Here is a 15,970-nt window from a genome sequence, read left to right as displayed (position 1 = left end):
CCTATGATGGCTTAGCCGACAACGTTAAAGCCCCCGCTGGGGCCGGTTTTTTTGATGTTTTGCGCTGTTGGCAGGGCGCGTATCAAGACTTCCTGATTGCCACCAGAACTTAGGTCGATGGCAAACTGGGTTTGTTCAAGGCGATAATTGTCGGGAACTTTGTCACTGTCCACCACCACCAGTTGCCATTGTCCGGGTGGGATGCCGACAAAGCTGAAACTGCCGTCGTACAGTGTGGTGCGTTTGTGGGTAATGCGTTTGCCGACCTCACCGACAGGGCGTAGTTCCACCAGAACCATTCCCAGCCCCTTTTCAGCCCGCAGAGGGCTATCTGCGTGGTCGATATTTAAGGCGGCGGCAGCATCGGGCACATAAGTCTGGAGTTTGCCGCTAATGCGCGAAGCAGGGTACAACTCCAATACCGGCTCTACGGTTTGGCTGGATTGCACGGTGACGTTGGCTTCCTCACCGTTTTGGCTGAGCATGTAGCCTTGGGTATTCGCCCGACTGCCGTCGACTTGGATCGGATACGCTTTGGCAACCATATCCGGGTAGTGAAATTTACCGTTTTGGTCGGTAACAGCAAATTGCCCGCCCATTTGTACCACCACATCGCTGGCAGGACGCTCATCAGCGGCGAAACGCACTTTCCCACGTACAGAGCCGATGTTTTTGCGTTTGCGGATAGGCATGTCCAGCGGTAGGCCGTATTCGACTTGGAAAATATTGTCATGGCTCAACTTGCCATCGCTGGCGAGGCTATCGACCCGGCGGGCACTGAGGCCGATATTTCCCCAACGTTTTAGGTCGCGGCTGTATTTGGCTTCAAAGCTATTGGCGTGGGTGTTGTCGCTATCATTTTGGTTACGTTGTAAATAGCCGGATAACTCGGTTTTGCGGTCGAGTTGGTAAGTGGCATTCAAACCGGCGGAGGTGGTTTTGCCGTCGCTATCAAGGCCGTTGCTGATGGCGTAGCTGGTATTGATGTCGAGTGATGTGGTGGGCTTCCAGTTGATGGCTAATTCTTGTTTGTTACCTTTGCTGCTGCTTTTTATACGGTCAGTACGTGATCCATGGGCGAGTGCTGCGCGGACATGGAAAGTTTCAAACTGCTGACGGTATTCCAATGTGGTGGCTTGGATTTCCCGGTCGGTGGACGGGGCGATGCGTAAGTCTTTTTCATTGCGCCGCTTATGCCCTAAGCTGACTTCGATTTGCCGTTCGTCGCCGAAGCTACGGCTGATGCTGACTTGATGTTCTTTGTCTTGGCGGATTTCTTTGCTGGAGTCTTGCGCCAGATTATCGCGGGTATGGCGGCTGCTGGCTTCTACACTGGTTTTTTCGTCAATCTGGTAACGGGCATTGGCGAAAGCTTGTTTAGTATCCGAACTGCCACCATCAAATTTGGGGTCAGCTTCGACGTAGGAAGCATTCGCGCTGATTTCATGCCATTGTCCATTGAGGTCGACGCTCCAGGCTTTGGCATCGTTGTCTTTCGCGACTTCAGAACGGATGCCTGCGTGTTCCCCCTGCCATGCGCCATTAACGGCGGCGATAGTTTCATTCTTTGCCGGTTCAGTGGTGGTGGCTTCCTTTTTGTGCTGGATAACGCTTGCACCCGCGTCGAATTCATCCCATTGGTAATGGATGGCAGCGCCTGAAACTTTTTCCTTATTGGTATCAGCAGGACGGCTTTGCCCGCTAAAGGCTTTGATCTCCAGCGGTTTGCGGTGTTTTTTGTTTTTTGGGGTGTAAGTTGTTTCAACACCTACGCCGGATAGGGAATTGCCACTTAGGTTGCTGGTGTGGAAGTTTTGGTGGCCTGTTTTGACTTCCCACGCACCATTATCGTAAGTGAACTGGTATTCAGCTTGCTGGTTGCTGTTGGTGTCTGTTTCATTGCTGTCGCGCCCATTGCGTAAGCGGATTTCAACATTGTGTTCGCCATCTTGGTCGATAGCCCCTTTGGCGTAATATTCCAGTTGGGCTTGGCTGGAATCGGTTTCGCTGCCATCGGCATTTTGGCGTTTTTGCCGCGTGTAGTGAGTGGTTAGCTTGCCGGGCAGTTTTTGGTATTTGCCCATGCCTTTGGGGGTGCGGGCAATTAACGGGATGGTGACAGATTCTTCTGCCAGTTTACCGCCGCCACGTGCTTGTAGGTTGACACGGTAAGCAGTGCTTTCTTCGATGCTGCGGGGAATTTGCCCTGTGACCGTGACATTCCCGGTTTCACCGGCGGCTAGCGTTAGGCTGCGTGGTGTCACTGCTTTAACGTAGCCATCGTCATCATTGGCAGCGAGGCTGTAGGTAACGGCATGGTTGCCGGTGTTTTCCAGCATGAAGCTGACATTGTATTCTTCCCCGCCCAATAAACTGCTGGGTGGGGCGACGGCGGCGAGTTTTACACCCGCCTGTTCTTCCATCTGGACGGCAACGGTTTGGCTGCTGGTGATGCCGCCGTTATCTTGTGCGGAAACTTGATAGCCAATCATGTACGTGCCAGATGCCGTGCCACGTGGGGCAACGACATGAATAAGGCGTATATCCCGCGCCCCGCTGGCGAGTAAAAAAGGCGCGGTGTTGGTAACAAGTTCCCAACCGGCTGGCAGGGTGAGGTTTTCCTGTAGCTGTTGGGCTTGTCCGGTGCGGTTTTCGATTTCAATCCGCAGGGTAATGATGCCCGGCTTGCTGGCGGTAACTTGGCGTTGTCCGGGGGTAATGCTGATTTCATCCGCAGCCGTTGCAACTTGCGCCAGCACCAGCAAGCTTGCAGCAAGTGTTAGCCGCAAAGCATCCCGTGCCACGGTTGGCTGTGGTTGTTCCACGTTCATTGCCCCTTCAAGATGCCGTTGCTGGAACAAACTATGGCTTGATGGTCAGGTTTATATCGGAGCCAAACATTTGTCCGTTGTTATTGTCTTCTGCGGCGAGTAATGCTTTGTAATTACCGGGGGATAAGTCGCTGAGGTTGATGCTGAACATTTCGCGTTCACCCGCGTATAAGCCGTGTGTTTCAGCACTGAATTTGCCAACGTTGCTGCCGTCCGCACCGAACACGTCCAGCCAGACTTTGGGGCGGCTGTGACGATTACCTGTGTTGGCGATGGCAACATGGAAAGCGCGTCCGCCCTGTCTATCTTTCGTGACTTGCGGGGCTTCAAATTTCAGGTTGGCAGCACCTTGGTTGCCCACGTTGGCGAGGACTTGTACGGCATAGCGGACTTTTTGGTGGATGGTCAGGCCGGGTTTCTCTGTTTGTGGGGCAAGCTGTGATTCGCGGGAGCTGTTAGAAACAGGTTCGAGCATCAACATGCTCCAATACGAGCCTTGCAGGTTGCCGCCGGGGACTTGCAGGGTATAAGGGACGCTTTGGCTTGCGCCGGGGGCAAGTGTTACACGGTCAGTGCCAAGGTTAATCCAGTTGGCGTTGGAACGTGCATGGCTACCGTTGCCGGGGGTGTATTCCGTACTGCCCGCCGCATTGACTTTAACATCTTCTTGATAAATTTTGACTTCAGCAGCTTCATTGCCAGTATTTTTGAGTTCCAGTACACCGCTGACGGTGCTGCCGGGGTTGACGTTGTATTCATGCGTCAATCCGCCAGAGAGCATGACGGCGGCTTGTGCTGGGTTAAAGAATAGGCATGGAATAGCGAGAGCCACGCATTTCAGGAAGGTGTGTTTCATAGTGTAAGCCCCTGTTTATATGAAATTATGTGCAGTCTTCAGTTGTACTTGTGATTATTTTGTAATCAATTGGTAGGCGGAGTGGTGTACCGTAGCCATCTTCGACACCTAGGTTGGTTAGCTGAAATTGCAATGGTATGTCTGTACGGTTGCCAGTACCGGAACCGCAGAAAATGGTTTTGAACGATTCGTCCAAAAGGATGATGCTGTTGCCGCTGATTGTGCCGTTACCACTGCCTGCACCTGTGCGGGTGATGTGAATGTTTAAGCCATTATTGTTGCTGTTTGAGCGTTTTGCTTGAACCTTCCAATAAGTAAGGCTGCCACCCAGATTCTGGACGCTGATAGTGCTTGCATTGCTGGGGCTGTCCAACGTTTTGTCGTAGTAGGTGCCAGCATTGGTAATGTCATCCGTGAAAGTGTACGACCAGTCAGTTACAGTAATATCAGCAGCTTGTGCCGTTACGAATACACCCGCCAGCACAACGCTGAACAATGCCTGTTGCCATAATCGCATGATGTTTACCCCATTAGCTCCGAAATCCCCAGAAAGCCCGGGCATTGCACCCGGACTGGATGTTTTGCTTACACGTCGGATAGTGTGTAAGTAATCTCAATGGTTTTGGCAGCGTCATCCGCCGCAGAAAATGCCATCATGTCCCCATCAGTTTCCGGGCCAAATGTATATGTGATGGTTCCACTAGCATCTCTTTTGTTCAATATAGCTGTGATTATATCAATAGATTTCACTGAATCAGTAAATGCTAATGTATTTAGTGTGCCAACAGTTGTGCTCGGGGCAACAGTCAACTTCCAATGACTAGGTAGCTCTGTTGCGATGCTTGCGGTTAGTTTGCGGTCTCCTGTGGTGACACCGGCTTCGCTGTTTGAGCTGATTTTGAGTAATTGCGCACTGGATGTCTGATTACTTGTGACTTTGAAACCTTCACCAGCATTTACTGGCGCAGGCATGGTTATGTTCACGTCAGCGTCTGCAACCTGTAGCAGTGCTACTTCCGGGACGATAATTTTGACATTTTGCTTGTCTGCTGCATCATCGGCAGTGCCGGTATTTAGGTCTGTACTGCCATCGTATAAGGCGAACGCGGCAGGTGCAGCGAGGATGGCTGCGAGGGAGAGGACAAGTAGTTTCTTTTTCATGGAATGCGCCCTTTATTTCTTATTGAGTTGTTCAAGTTATTTTCGTTGTGAGCAGGTATGTTGTTTCAGCCCTGTGCAGATTGTACACAACATTGTGTCCAGCTTGTTGGACAATTGGTGTGTTTTTGTTCGCGAAGTGTGATAAAAATATGCCAATAACAAGAATCAGGGGGAACAATCATGTCAGCTCAGGCACTTTCTGCCTTCTTGCTCCAACAAATGCGAAAACAGGGGCTTTCCAACATCGACGTGGCGAAACGCGCCAAAATATCCCGCCAGACGTGGTACAACCTGCTGAATGCAGACATCAAGGAAGTCCGCTTGTCGACCATAATCAGTATCGCCGAGGTGTTGGGTGTGCTGCCCTTGCAGTTGCTTGATGTGTATTTTGAAGGGCGTGTGTCCGGCAGTGTGATGGGGTAGGGCGAAACAATGGGGAATTTCATTTATCCGGGGCTACTGTTGGGCTTGCTTACTGGCGTAGTGGGATTGTTGTATCTCATGTATATCCGGGTTCCAACGGGGATGGCTTACGTGCGCTCTGGTTGGGGTGGGCAAAAAGTATTGTTGAAACAAGGGGCTTTTGTTATTCCCGGTATCCAGCACATCACTGCTTTCAGTTTGCAAACCTACAGTGTTGAGTTGGCGGCAATGGGGACAGCAGCGTTACGTACCCAGGACTTGTTGCGGGTGGATATTACCTTGGTTGCCAGCATACGCTTGGCGGCACAGGAGGGGGCAATCCTTACAGCGGCGCGTACTTTTGGGCAAGCGGGTTTGCAATACGCGCATGTGCAACAATGGCGTGACACCGATTTTAAGGCACTGGTAGAAACGCTTGTGGCGGGCAGGGAATTAGAAACACTGCACCAGCAGCGTTCCGCCTTTACCGACCATATTGCACGGGACATCAGCACTTCGTTGGCGAAGTATGGGCTGGAGTTGGTATCCCTTTCCCTTGTGCAATTGCAGCAAACTGCCCCGGATTTTTACGACCCCAAAAATTGCTTGGATGTGAAAGGCTTGGCGTTGTTGGAACAGACCCGTTTGAGTTATAGCAAACAACGTCGTGTCCAGCAGCGTGAGGACGTGTTGTCCAGCAAACGGCACGATTTCGATGTGGCTATCCAGCGTATGGAGTGGGAGCGGAAAGAGTTTGTCGCCCGCTTGCAGCATATCCGTTTTAAGGCAGAAGCGGATGCGAAGGCTGAGCAGGAGTTGGAGGAAATCCAGATCGCCAAAGAACTGGCGCTGGAAATGGTGCAGCGTGATGTGGCTTTGACCCGCATCCAAACCCAGCAGGAGTTGGCAGCGGCACGGCGCGCATTTCCTTTCGACGTTGCAAATGCTTGATCTCCCCGCAGCTTTGGTGTAGCGTCGGCACTATGAATACACGTCGCTACACGCTGCTCCTGCCCCTCTTTCGACTGCCCTGCTGGGCGGCATAAATTCTCATGCCCGGCGGGGCAACACGCGCTATCATTACCCCCATTTTAGATTGATACACTGCCTGTCAACCAAGCTATGTACAGGCGGCGGTTTGGAGCAACATCATGTCAAAAGAGCGTTTAATTATATTCGATACGACCTTGCGTGACGGCGAGCAAAGCCCCGGCGCATCCATGACGCAGGAAGAGAAAATCCGTATTGCGTTGATGCTGGAAAAAATGCGCGTGGATGTTATCGAAGCGGGCTTCCCAATTGCCAGCCCCGGCGATTTTGAGTCGGTCAAAGCCATTGCGAGTATCGTCAAGGACAGTACGGTGTGCGGCCTTGCGCGTGCTTTGGATAAGGACATTGACCGCGCAGCGGAAGCGATCAAATTCGCCAATTCCGGGCGTATCCACACTTTCATCGCCACTTCCCCGATCCACATGCTGAACAAGTTGCGCATGTCGCCGGATCAAGTGGTGGAACAGGCGGTACATGCAGTCAAGCGTGCGCGGAATTACACCGATGATGTGGAATTTTCTTGCGAAGATGCGGGGCGTTCCGAGTTTGATTTCCTCTGCCGGGTAATCGAAGCGGCGATTGTGGCGGGGGCGCGGACTATCAATATCCCTGATACGGTCGGCTACCAGATTCCTTCCGTTTTCGGCGATATGGTCGGTCGCTTGATCCAAACGATCCCAAATGCGGACAAAGCCGTCTTCTCCGTGCATTGCCACAATGACTTGGGCTTGGCGGTAGGGAATTCCCTCGCAGCGGTGATGCAAGGCGCACGGCAGGTGGAATGTACCATCAACGGCTTGGGCGAACGTGCCGGTAACGCTTCTTTGGAAGAAGTGGTCATGGCAGTACGCACCCGCGCTGACGTATTCCCGGTTGAAACCCGCATTGACGCGACCCACATCGTGCCGACTTCGCGTTTGGTTTCCAACGTTACCGGCTTCCCGGTGCAGCCGAATAAGGCGATTGTCGGGGCGAATGCTTTCGCGCACGAATCCGGCATCCACCAAGATGGCGTCTTAAAACACCGTGAAACCTACGAAATCATGCGGGCGCAAGATGTGGGCTGGTCGGACAACAAAATTGTGCTCGGTAAGCATTCCGGGCGTAATGCCTTGAAAACCCGCTTGCAGGATTTGGGTATCGAATTGGCCTCGGAAGAGGAACTCAATGCCGCGTTTTCGCGCTTCAAGGATTTGGCTGACCGCAAGCACGACATTTTCGACGAAGACTTGATGGTGCTGATGATGGATGCGCGTTCCGCACAGGAAGATGCAGCCTACGAACTGGTTTCATCCCACGTGTGTTCCTCCACAGGCGAAGCGCCCCATGCGACCGTGACCTTGAAAGCCAACGGCGTGGAGCAGACTGCCGAAGCGGTTGGTGGTGGCCCGGTTGATGCCGTTTACAAAGCGATTGAAATTATCGTGGGTGAAACGGCTAACCTTGCGCTGTATTCCGTCAACAACATCACCAGCGGCACGGATGCGCAGGGCGAAGTAACGGTGCGTTTGGAAAAAGCAGGGCGCATCATTCACGGGCACGGCGCAGACACTGACATCGTGATTGCTTCCGCCAAGGCTTACGTGGAGGCATGGAACAAGCTGGTTAGCCAGAACCAACGGGCGCACCCGCACCAGCACGACGGGGTGTAAGCACCAGTGGATGCGCAACGGCGTCAGCGTTACATGCAGGCGATGGGGATTCCGGTGTGGAAGCCGAAGCTTGCTGTTGTTGCTGCCGAAGTTGTCCCAGTTTTCCCGGAAGAAAACCCCTCCCCAACCCTCCCCTTATCAGGGGAGAGGGCAAGAGCGGAGGTGGTTCCTTTCTCCTCCCCTGACAATGGGAGGTCGGGAGGAGTTTCTTCGGTGCAGTCGGGGGAACGTGTTTCCGATTGCTCCACTCTTTCTTGGCAAGACCTCCGCGCCACTGTCCTAGCTTGCACCCGTTGCGACATCAGCAAAACCCGCAAGCAAGCGGTATTCGGCGTTGGCGACCCGCAAGCCCGCTGGATGATCATTGGCGAAGCCCCCGGTGCAGATGAAGACCGCCGGGGCGAGCCTTTTGTCGGTAAGGCAGGGCAATTGCTCAACAATATGTTAAGTGCCATCGGTTTGCCGCGTGAGTCGGTTTACATCGCTAATGTGTTGAAATGCCGCCCGCCCAACAACCGTGACCCCAAACCCGAAGAAGCCGCCAATTGCCGCGCTTATTTGGAGCGCCAAATTGAGCTGGTTAACCCCACACTGATTCTGGTGGTGGGGCGCATTGCTGCACAAAACCTGTTGCATACCCAAGCGCCGTTGGCTCGTCTGCGTGGTCAGGAACACCGAGCCCCGTTGAGCCAAACGCCAGTCATCGTCACCTATCACCCTGCTTACTTGCTGCGCCAGCCTGCCGACAAACGCAAGGCATGGCAGGATTTGCAGTTTGCCCTAGAAGTATTTGCCCGCCATGCCGAACGACACTGATTTCCTGCCCTTACGCCCCATGACCCCCGAGGACATGGATGCAGTAATGGCGATTGAAGAACGGGCTTTTCCTTTCCCGTGGACACGCAACATTTTTCTCGACTGCCTCCGTCACGGCTATTCTTGCTGGGTTTACGAAGAAAATAACCAGATGGTCGGTTACGCAGCGGTCATGTTCTCCTTGGATGAAATGCACCTGCTGAATATTTGCATCCGCCCGGAAGACCAAGGTAAGCGTTTAGGCAGCCGTCTGTGGAAAACGCTGGAGCGCATTGGGCAAGGCATGAAAGCGGAAACGTGTTTTTTGGAAGTGCGACAGTCTAATTTTTCAGCAATCCGTTTGTATATGAACATTGGTTTTAATGAGATCGGTTTGCGCAAAGGCTACTACCCAGCCGTGGTGGGGCGGGAAAATGCCATCGTCATGGCGAAAACACTCTTTCATGTGTTGTAAAAAAGTTGCAGTTAGGGTAGGTATATGCTTTTGGCAGTGGTATTATTACCACTTTCACATCGGGGAGTAGTGATTTAGCTGTGTCTAAAACGGAACTTGAGATTCATCCTGACAAAGTATGTGGTCGAGCTAAGGATGTTATCCGTCGGCTACAGAAGGCGGGCTATGAAGCCTATCTGGTGGGTGGGTGCGTCCGTGACCTGCTGCTTGACAAGACCCCCAAAGATTTTGACATTGCCACCAGCGCCCGCCCCGAAGAAATTCGCCGCTTATTTAACTCCTGCCGCCTGATTGGTCGGCGTTTCCGCCTTGCCCACATTTATTACGGGCGCGATTATTTGGAAGTGGCAACTTTCCGCGCTCCCCACGATGACAACGATGATGGCGGTAAAGTTAACGACGAAGGCCGCATTATCCACGACAATGTGTACGGCACGTTGGAAGAAGATGTATGGCGGCGTGATTTCACCATTAATGCCTTATTTTATGACCCCTCGAATGGCGAGCTGCTGGATTTTGTCGGCGGTTTGGATGACCTGCGTAACGGTAAAATTCGCCTGATTGGCGACCCCGAAAAGCGTTTCCGCGAAGACCCGGTGCGTTTGCTACGTGCCATCCGTTTCGCCGCTAAATTGGGGTTTGATATTGAGCCAAGCACGGAGGCGTTTGTCCAGCCTTTGGGAATCCTGTTGGATGGCGTTTCTTCGGCGCGTTTGTTCGACGAAATCATCAAGTTGCTGCATAGCGGCGATGGTTGGAACACCTTCCAGTTATTGCGCAAATACGATTTATTGAAAAACGTTTTGCCATTGACCGACGAAGGCATTGCTGACGATGACACAGGCGCATTCGCCCGAATGCTGGAATTGTCGTTGCGTAACACCGACCAGCGCATTGCCGAAGGCAAGTCGGTCATGCCTGCGTTTTTGTATGCGGTGTTGCTGTGGTTTGAAGTGAATTACATTTCCGAAGAACTGCAACTCAAAGGAATGCCGGAAAATCAGGCGATCCAGCAAGCTGCTACCGAAGCCTTGCAGGATCAGGTGGATTTCACCGCCGTGCCGCGCCGTTACAGCAATATCACCCGCGAAATATGGGCGTTGCAAGGGCGTTTCCGTTTCCGCGATTTGCGCCGTGCTAGCGTGCTGGTAAGTCACCCACGTTTCCGCGCTGCCTATGATTTCTTCTGTCTGCGTGCCCAATCCGGGGAAAAAGTGGAAGGCGATTGCGAATGGTGGACAGCTTTCCAACATGCCGCACCAGACGAGCGCCCGGAGTTGTGCAAAGATGCACCCGGCAAGAAAGGCCCGCCCCGCCGTAAAAAGCGGCGCAAGAGCAGTAACGCCAAAGCGACTTCTGCGGCTCCGTCTGCTGAATGAATACCATCTGCTACGTCGGATTAGGCAGTAATCTCGGCGACCCTGCGGCAAACCTGCATTCTGCTATCGCGCAACTCTCTGCCACGGAAGGGGTGGAATTGCGCGGTGTTTCCCGTTTCTACGCCAGCAAACCGATGGGGCCGCAAGACCAGCCGGATTATGTGAATGCTGTCGCTTGTGTACAAACCATGCTGGATCCCCATGCTTTGCTGCAAATCCTGTTTACGGTGGAACGGGCGCACGGGCGGGTGCGTGATGCGAGTTTGCGTTGGGGGCCGCGTACCCTTGACCTTGATTTGTTGCTGTACGGTGATGCCGTTATTCGTGATGTCGATTTGCTAGTGCCGCATCCCGGTATTTGCGAGCGTTCGTTTGTGCTATTGCCATTGGCTGATCTTGCGCCGCATCAGGTGTTTGCGGATGGGCGCAAGTTGCAGGATTGTTTGGCGGCGTTGGCGTGTGATGACCTTTATCCGCTGGCTTGAGTTTCACTCACAAACGCATCCTTCCCTTTGCTCAGCTTAAACCACACGGTATAAAGCGCTGGCAGGAATAACAAGGTCAGCACCGTTGCCACCAGCAACCCACCCATGATCGCTACCGCCATCGGCCCGAAAAACACACTTTCTGATAGTGGGATCATCGCCAGTATTGCCGCCAGCGCAGTCAGCATGATCGGGCGGAAACGCCTTACCGCAGCATCAATCACCGCTTCGCGTGGCACTTGCCCCTCTTCGATATTGCGCTCGATCTGATCCAGCAAGATTACTGAGTTGCGCATGATCATGCCGGAAAGTGCAATCGTCCCCAGCATTGCCACGAAGCCGAATGGCTGGTTAAACAGCAGCAGGAATACCGCCACTCCTATCAGCCCAAACGGCGCGGTCAGCATCACCATAATGACGCGCTGGAAACTCTGCAATTGGATCATCAGCAAGGTCAGCACCACGATGATGAACAGTGGGAAACCCGCACCGATGGATTCGTTGCCTTTCGCGCTTTCTTCTACCGCCCCACCCGTTTCCAGCCGGTAGCCCAGCGGCAAGGCTTTGCGGATGTCACCCAGCCGCGCTTCCACTTCTTCGGTGACAGTGGGTGCTTGGATTTTACCGTAAATATCCCCGCGTACCGTGATGGTGCGGACGCGGTTGCGATGCCAGAGGATGCCTTCTTCCTGCGCGTATTCGACATTCGCCAGTTGTGACAACGGCACGGTTTTGCCGGTGGAGGTTGGCACATTCAGCCCGGCAAGGCGGGAAAGTTGGTCGCGTTCGCCTTCTGTCCCGCGCAGCAGAATGGGGATGGTTTGGTCTTGTTCGCGGAATTCGCCGATGGGTGTGCCTTGCAGGGTGCTTTGCAGCAGTTGCGACAGGGCGGCTTGGGTCACGCCGAGGCTGATGGCTTTTGCCGTGTCTACTTTCAGGCGAATGGCTTTGCTGCGTTCGTTCCAGTCCAAATGCACGTTGACCAGATGTGGGTTGGCACGCATGGCGCTGGCAACTTGTTCGGCAAGTTCGCGCAGTTTCCACAAATCATCGCCGGAAATGCGGAACTGTACCGGGTAGCCTACTGGCGGGCCGTTTTCTAGGCGCACGGCACGCCCGCGCGTCAGTGTGAATTGCCCGCTGTTATCCAACAGGTCGATTAGTTGGGTGCGTAAAACTTCGCGGTCGGGAATGCTTTTGGTGGTAATCACGAATTGCGCAAAACTGGCGGCAGGCAGTTGTTGGTCAAGCGGCAGGTAGAAACGTGGCGAACCGTTGCCCACATACGCGACGAAGTTGTCGATATGGTCTTGCTGGGTATTCAGGTATTTTTCCAGCTTGCCGACTTCCGCTTGGGTCGCTTGCAGAGAAGAACCTTCTGGTAATTTCAGGTCAACGATCAACTCTAGGCGTGTGGCATCGGGGAAGAACTGTTTCTGCACCAACTGGAACAGCATGATGGAGCCGATGAAGGTGGCGAGCGTCAGTAAGATGACGATTGCTGGGTAATTGACGCAGGCTTGGATCAGGTGGCGGAAATGGCGATAGAACCTTTCCGCGAGGTGATGTTGGGCATCCAGTAAGGGTTTGAGTAATTTGGCGAAATACCCTTCCTTTTCCTGGGAGGGATCATGCGACACATGCTCCGGCAACAATTTGAACCCCAAATACGGGATCACAATTACCGCCGCAAACCACGAAATCACCAGCGCAATCGTGACTACTTCAAAGATTGAACGGGTGTATTCCCCGACCGAGGATTGTGCGGTGGCAATTGGCAGGAAGCCTGCCGCCGTGACCAACGTCCCGGTTAGCATCGGAAACGCGGTGGTGGTGTAGGCGAAGCTTGCGGCTTTGACCCGATCCCAGCCTTCTTCCATTTTCACCACCATCATTTCGATAGCGATGATGGCGTCATCCACCAGCAGCCCCAAGGCTAGCACCAATGACCCTAGCGAAATCTTGTGCAGGCCAATGCCGAACAGGTGCATAGTGAAAAAGGTTGCCGCCAGTACCAGCGGGATCGACAGTGCGACCACTGTTCCAGCGCGTACCCCAAGGCTGATAAAACTTACCGCCAGCACGATGACGACGGCTTCAAACACGGTTTGCAGGAATTCGCCGACCGAGCGTTTCACCGCCGAGGGTTGGTCATTGACCCGGTGCAGTTCCATGCCGACGGGAAGCTGGCTTTCGATACGGACTAGCGCTTCATCCAGTGATTTGCCCAGCGCAATAATGTCGCCGCCTTTGCGCATGGAAACGCCAATCCCGAGCGCTTCTTGCCCCTGATAACGGAAGGTGGAATGCGGCGGATCGACCAATCCGCGTTTCACTTCCGCCACTTCGCGCAGGCGCAAGGTGCGGTCGCCGATATTGATCGGCAGGTTGCGGATGTCTTCAAGGCTGGTGAATGCCCCTTGTGGACGCACGTAAATGCGGTCGGAAGCGGTGTTGTACGCACCCACGGCGGCGATGCTGTTTTGCGCCTGCAAGACATTGACCAGTTGTTGCACGGTGAAACCCAAAGTCGCCAGCTTAGTATTGGAGAGTTCGATGTAAATGCGCTCATCTTGCTCACCAATGCTGAGGACTTTCGCCACGTCTTTGACCCGCAGCAATTCCTTGCGGATGTCATCTGCCGCGTCACGCAATTGGGCGAAATTGAAACCATCACCCGTCAGGGCAAAAATATTGCCGTAAGTTTCGCCGAATTCGTCGTTGAAAAACGGCCCTTGCACACCTTGGGGGAGGCTGCGTTCCATGTTTTCGGTGCGTTTGTGGATGTCGTAAAACATATCCGGCATGGCGCTGGAAGGGGCATTATCTTTGGCAATGACGAAAATATTAGCCTCGCCGGGGCGCGAAAAGCTGCGAACCACGTCGACGTAATCGGTTTCGAGTACGGTTTTCTCAATCCGGTCGGTGACTTGCGATTCCACTTCTTGCGCAGTCGCACCGGGCCAATAGGCTTGTATCAGCATCACTTTGAAGGTGAAGGGCGGGTCTTCCGATTGCCCCAGCTTGCCGTAGCCGAAAATGCCTAAACCCAGCGTCAGTATCATCAAATACAGGACGAAATTACGGTGGCGCAGCGCCCATTCCGAGAGATTGAAACCGTTCATGAGCCAGCCTTCCCGTCATATGGAATGGGGGTGATGGTTTGCCCTTCGCTCAGTTTGTGGATACCGGCGGCGATCACTTGTGCGCCCGCTTGCAAACCGCTGACTATTACCCCGTCTTCGCCATAGGCAATCACGTTGACGGCTTGGGTGTGTACTTGATGATCTGCCCCCATGACCCACACGGCAGCTTGTTTGCTTTGTTGGAACAGTGCGGAAGCAGGCAACCAGTTAGTTTCTTGGGTACGCGCCGCAGGCAAGCTGATGTCGGCGGTTGCACCCAGCCGTACACCTTCCGGCGGGTTCAACAGGCTGATCTTGACCAAAAAGCTGCGGGTAACGTCGGTGGCAGGGGAAATTTCCCGCACTTTGCCCTGAAAGGCTGTGTCCGGCTGTGACCACAGTTTGATATTGACCAACGTGCCTGCAGTGAGGGTTTTGGCGGTATTTTCACCGATGCGGATGTAGGCTTCGCGTTCGCCGTCGTAAGCAATGTGTGCGACGGGTTGTCCGGCAGCGACCACTTGCCCGCTTTCGGCGCTGAACGTGGTGATTACCCCGTCTTTGTCGGCTTTCAGGTCACTGTAGCCGGATTGGTTTTGTGCCAGATCAAACTGTGCGGTGGCGGCCTTGGCGCTGGATTCGGCGGCGTTGTAACGGTTGATGTAGGCTTCCAACGCGGCTTTGCTGATGAAATTTTTCTGGAACAGTTCGCGGTTGCGTGCCAGTTCCGCTTTGGCGGTGGCTTGGTCGGAGAGGGCGGCGCGGGCAGCGGCTTGCGCGGCTTGGGTGTTCAGGTTCAAGTCGGTGGTGTCGAGGTGTGCCAACACTTGTCCGGCTTTTACGCTGTCACCGGCTTCTGCTTCGCGTGCCATGATTTTGCCACTGACACGGAACGACAGGTCGGCCTCAAAACGCGCCTTGATTTCGCCGGAATAGCTGACATTGCTGGCTGTGGTTTGGTCGGTAACTGTCCAGACTTGGGCGGGGCGGATGGGGGCTGCGGGGGCTTCTGATTCCTTGCAAGCCGCTAATGATGCGAGCAAAGCCAGCAGTAAGATGCGTTTCATGTCAGTTCCTCCGGGGTCAGTGCACCGCGCCACAGGGCGTTCAGGGCATTTTCCAGCATGAGCAGGTAATCGTCGGTGCAAGCGCAGATCAGCGAGCGTTCTTTCATCAGCTCTTTCAGCGGGGTAGGGCGCAGCAATTGCCACAGCCCCAGAATCAGTGCGTAGCTTTGCAGCATCAGCGCCGGGGTAATCAGCGGGAAATGGCGTTGCAGGGCGGCGACAACCGTATTCAGGCGGGCATAAGTGCGCTCTTCAAAGGCGTAGCCGACTTCCAGCGGGATGTGCCGTTCCATCATGCCGTGGCATTGCGTCGCCAAAGGTAAAAACGCGGGGGTATTGAGCAAGAACTGGCGGGTGAGGCTGAGCATATCCTCCAGCGTCATCGGGGCGTCTTGTCGGGCACGTTCTGCGACGCGGTTGAAAAACTCCGTCACATGCCGTTCGTGGATGGCGAGAAACAGCTCTTCCTTGCTGCGGAAATACAGATAGACTGTACCTTTAGCAAGCCCAGCAGCGCTGGCAATGTCTGCCACATTCGCCATGCGTTCGGGTTGGGAAAGCCACAGTTGTTCGGCAGCATCAAGGATGGCCTCGCGGCGCAGTTCCTTATCTTCGGGATTGGTAGCGCGGATTTGCATATAAATGACTAGCGGTCAGTTGTTTGTAGCGATTGTAAATGACCGGCAGTCAGT

At 53.9% G+C, this 15,970-nt stretch carries 14 protein-coding genes; 7 read left to right on the top strand and 7 right to left on the bottom strand.

Annotated features, from left to right (window positions below):
* Positions 1-11: 11 nt before the first annotated feature.
* From PHE17_RS06295 to PHE17_RS06280, 4 genes are all read right to left on the bottom strand, one after another.
* Positions 12-2,825 (bottom strand): hypothetical protein, encoded by a 2,814-nt coding sequence (locus tag PHE17_RS06295; RefSeq protein WP_301014971.1) that lies wholly within the window; start codon positions 2,823-2,825, stop codon positions 12-14.
* 37 nt (positions 2,826-2,862) lie between these two features.
* Positions 2,863-3,687: a hypothetical protein gene (locus PHE17_RS06290; RefSeq protein WP_301014970.1), complete on the bottom strand. Its 825-nt coding sequence runs from the start codon at positions 3,685-3,687 to the stop codon at positions 2,863-2,865.
* A gap of 25 nt (positions 3,688-3,712) precedes the next feature.
* Positions 3,713-4,204 (bottom strand): hypothetical protein, encoded by a 492-nt coding sequence (locus tag PHE17_RS06285; protein ID WP_301014969.1) that lies wholly within the window; start codon positions 4,202-4,204, stop codon positions 3,713-3,715.
* Positions 4,205-4,272: 68 nt separating this feature from the next.
* On the bottom strand, positions 4,273-4,848 hold the full coding sequence (locus tag PHE17_RS06280; protein WP_301014968.1) for a hypothetical protein: 576 nt from the start codon (positions 4,846-4,848) through the stop codon (positions 4,273-4,275).
* A 180-nt stretch (positions 4,849-5,028) separates the two neighbouring features.
* Between PHE17_RS06280 and PHE17_RS06275 the strand changes: the two genes are divergently transcribed.
* The 7 genes from PHE17_RS06275 (at position 5,029) to folK (ending at position 11,086) form a co-directional block, all read left to right on the top strand.
* Positions 5,029-5,271, top strand: a complete 243-nt coding sequence (locus PHE17_RS06275; RefSeq protein ID WP_301014967.1) for a helix-turn-helix transcriptional regulator — start codon at positions 5,029-5,031, stop codon at positions 5,269-5,271.
* A gap of 9 nt (positions 5,272-5,280) precedes the next feature.
* A complete protein-coding gene (locus tag PHE17_RS06270) occupies positions 5,281-6,201 on the top strand; it encodes an SPFH domain-containing protein (RefSeq protein ID WP_301014966.1) in 921 nt (306 codons plus the stop codon).
* Between the two features lie 200 nt (positions 6,202-6,401).
* On the top strand, positions 6,402-7,952 hold the full coding sequence (locus PHE17_RS06265) for a 2-isopropylmalate synthase (protein WP_301014965.1): 1,551 nt from the start codon (positions 6,402-6,404) through the stop codon (positions 7,950-7,952).
* A 6-nt stretch (positions 7,953-7,958) separates the two neighbouring features.
* A complete protein-coding gene (locus PHE17_RS06260; protein WP_301014964.1) occupies positions 7,959-8,768 on the top strand; it encodes a uracil-DNA glycosylase in 810 nt (269 codons plus the stop codon).
* A complete protein-coding gene (rimI, locus tag PHE17_RS06255) occupies positions 8,752-9,222 on the top strand; it encodes a ribosomal protein S18-alanine N-acetyltransferase (RefSeq protein ID WP_301014963.1) in 471 nt (156 codons plus the stop codon). The genes PHE17_RS06260 and rimI overlap by 17 nt, the downstream gene beginning before the upstream one ends.
* Positions 9,223-9,302: 80 nt before the next feature.
* Positions 9,303-10,601, top strand: coding sequence for a polynucleotide adenylyltransferase PcnB (pcnB, locus tag PHE17_RS06250; RefSeq protein ID WP_301014962.1), 1,299 nt, complete (start codon positions 9,303-9,305; stop codon positions 10,599-10,601).
* Positions 10,598-11,086, top strand: coding sequence for a 2-amino-4-hydroxy-6-hydroxymethyldihydropteridine diphosphokinase (gene folK, locus PHE17_RS06245; RefSeq protein WP_301014961.1), 489 nt, complete (start codon positions 10,598-10,600; stop codon positions 11,084-11,086). The genes pcnB and folK overlap by 4 nt, the downstream gene beginning before the upstream one ends.
* Here the strand turns inward: folK and PHE17_RS06240 are convergent.
* The 3 genes from PHE17_RS06240 to PHE17_RS06230 are packed head-to-tail and all read right to left on the bottom strand — an operon-like array spanning position 11,071 to position 15,916.
* Positions 11,071-14,211, bottom strand: a complete 3,141-nt coding sequence (locus PHE17_RS06240; RefSeq protein ID WP_301014960.1) for an efflux RND transporter permease subunit — start codon at positions 14,209-14,211, stop codon at positions 11,071-11,073. The genes folK and PHE17_RS06240 overlap by 16 nt on opposite strands.
* Positions 14,208-15,278: an efflux RND transporter periplasmic adaptor subunit gene (locus PHE17_RS06235; protein WP_301014959.1), complete on the bottom strand. Its 1,071-nt coding sequence runs from the start codon at positions 15,276-15,278 to the stop codon at positions 14,208-14,210. Before PHE17_RS06235 ends, PHE17_RS06240 begins: the two co-directional genes overlap by 4 nt.
* The gene (locus PHE17_RS06230; protein ID WP_301014958.1) at positions 15,275-15,916 is read right to left on the bottom strand and encodes a TetR/AcrR family transcriptional regulator; all 642 of its coding nucleotides are present in this window, start codon (positions 15,914-15,916) and stop codon (positions 15,275-15,277) included. Before PHE17_RS06230 ends, PHE17_RS06235 begins: the two co-directional genes overlap by 4 nt.
* Positions 15,917-15,970: the final 54 nt, after the last annotated feature.

It is taken from the genome of Thiothrix sp. (assembly GCF_028714775.1).
GTDB lineage: Bacteria > Pseudomonadota > Gammaproteobacteria > Thiotrichales > Thiotrichaceae > Thiothrix.
Note: the sequence above shows the minus strand (reverse complement) of the source record. Positions and strands in the feature narration are given on the sequence as shown.

What these genes read in the sequence shown, in the direction of transcription:
- PHE17_RS06265 (WP_301014965.1), top strand. Translation starts at nt 6,402, where the DNA reads ATGTCAAAAGAGCGTTTAATTATATTCGATACGACCTTGCGTGACGGC.
- PHE17_RS06275 (WP_301014967.1), top strand. Translation starts at nt 5,029, where the DNA reads ATGTCAGCTCAGGCACTTTCTGCCTTCTTGCTCCAACAAATGCGAAAA.
- PHE17_RS06235 (WP_301014959.1), bottom strand. Translation starts at nt 15,278, where the DNA reads ATGAAACGCATCTTACTGCTGGCTTTGCTCGCATCATTAGCGGCTTGC.
- PHE17_RS06230 (WP_301014958.1), bottom strand. Translation starts at nt 15,916, where the DNA reads ATGCAAATCCGCGCTACCAATCCCGAAGATAAGGAACTGCGCCGCGAG.
- folK (WP_301014961.1), top strand. Translation starts at nt 10,598, where the DNA reads ATGAATACCATCTGCTACGTCGGATTAGGCAGTAATCTCGGCGACCCT.
- PHE17_RS06240 (WP_301014960.1), bottom strand. Translation starts at nt 14,211, where the DNA reads ATGAACGGTTTCAATCTCTCGGAATGGGCGCTGCGCCACCGTAATTTC.
- PHE17_RS06290 (WP_301014970.1), bottom strand. Translation starts at nt 3,687, where the DNA reads ATGAAACACACCTTCCTGAAATGCGTGGCTCTCGCTATTCCATGCCTA.
- PHE17_RS06280 (WP_301014968.1), bottom strand. Translation starts at nt 4,848, where the DNA reads ATGAAAAAGAAACTACTTGTCCTCTCCCTCGCAGCCATCCTCGCTGCA.
- rimI (WP_301014963.1), top strand. Translation starts at nt 8,752, where the DNA reads ATGCCGAACGACACTGATTTCCTGCCCTTACGCCCCATGACCCCCGAG.
- PHE17_RS06285 (WP_301014969.1), bottom strand. Translation starts at nt 4,204, where the DNA reads ATGCGATTATGGCAACAGGCATTGTTCAGCGTTGTGCTGGCGGGTGTA.
- PHE17_RS06270 (WP_301014966.1), top strand. Translation starts at nt 5,281, where the DNA reads ATGGGGAATTTCATTTATCCGGGGCTACTGTTGGGCTTGCTTACTGGC.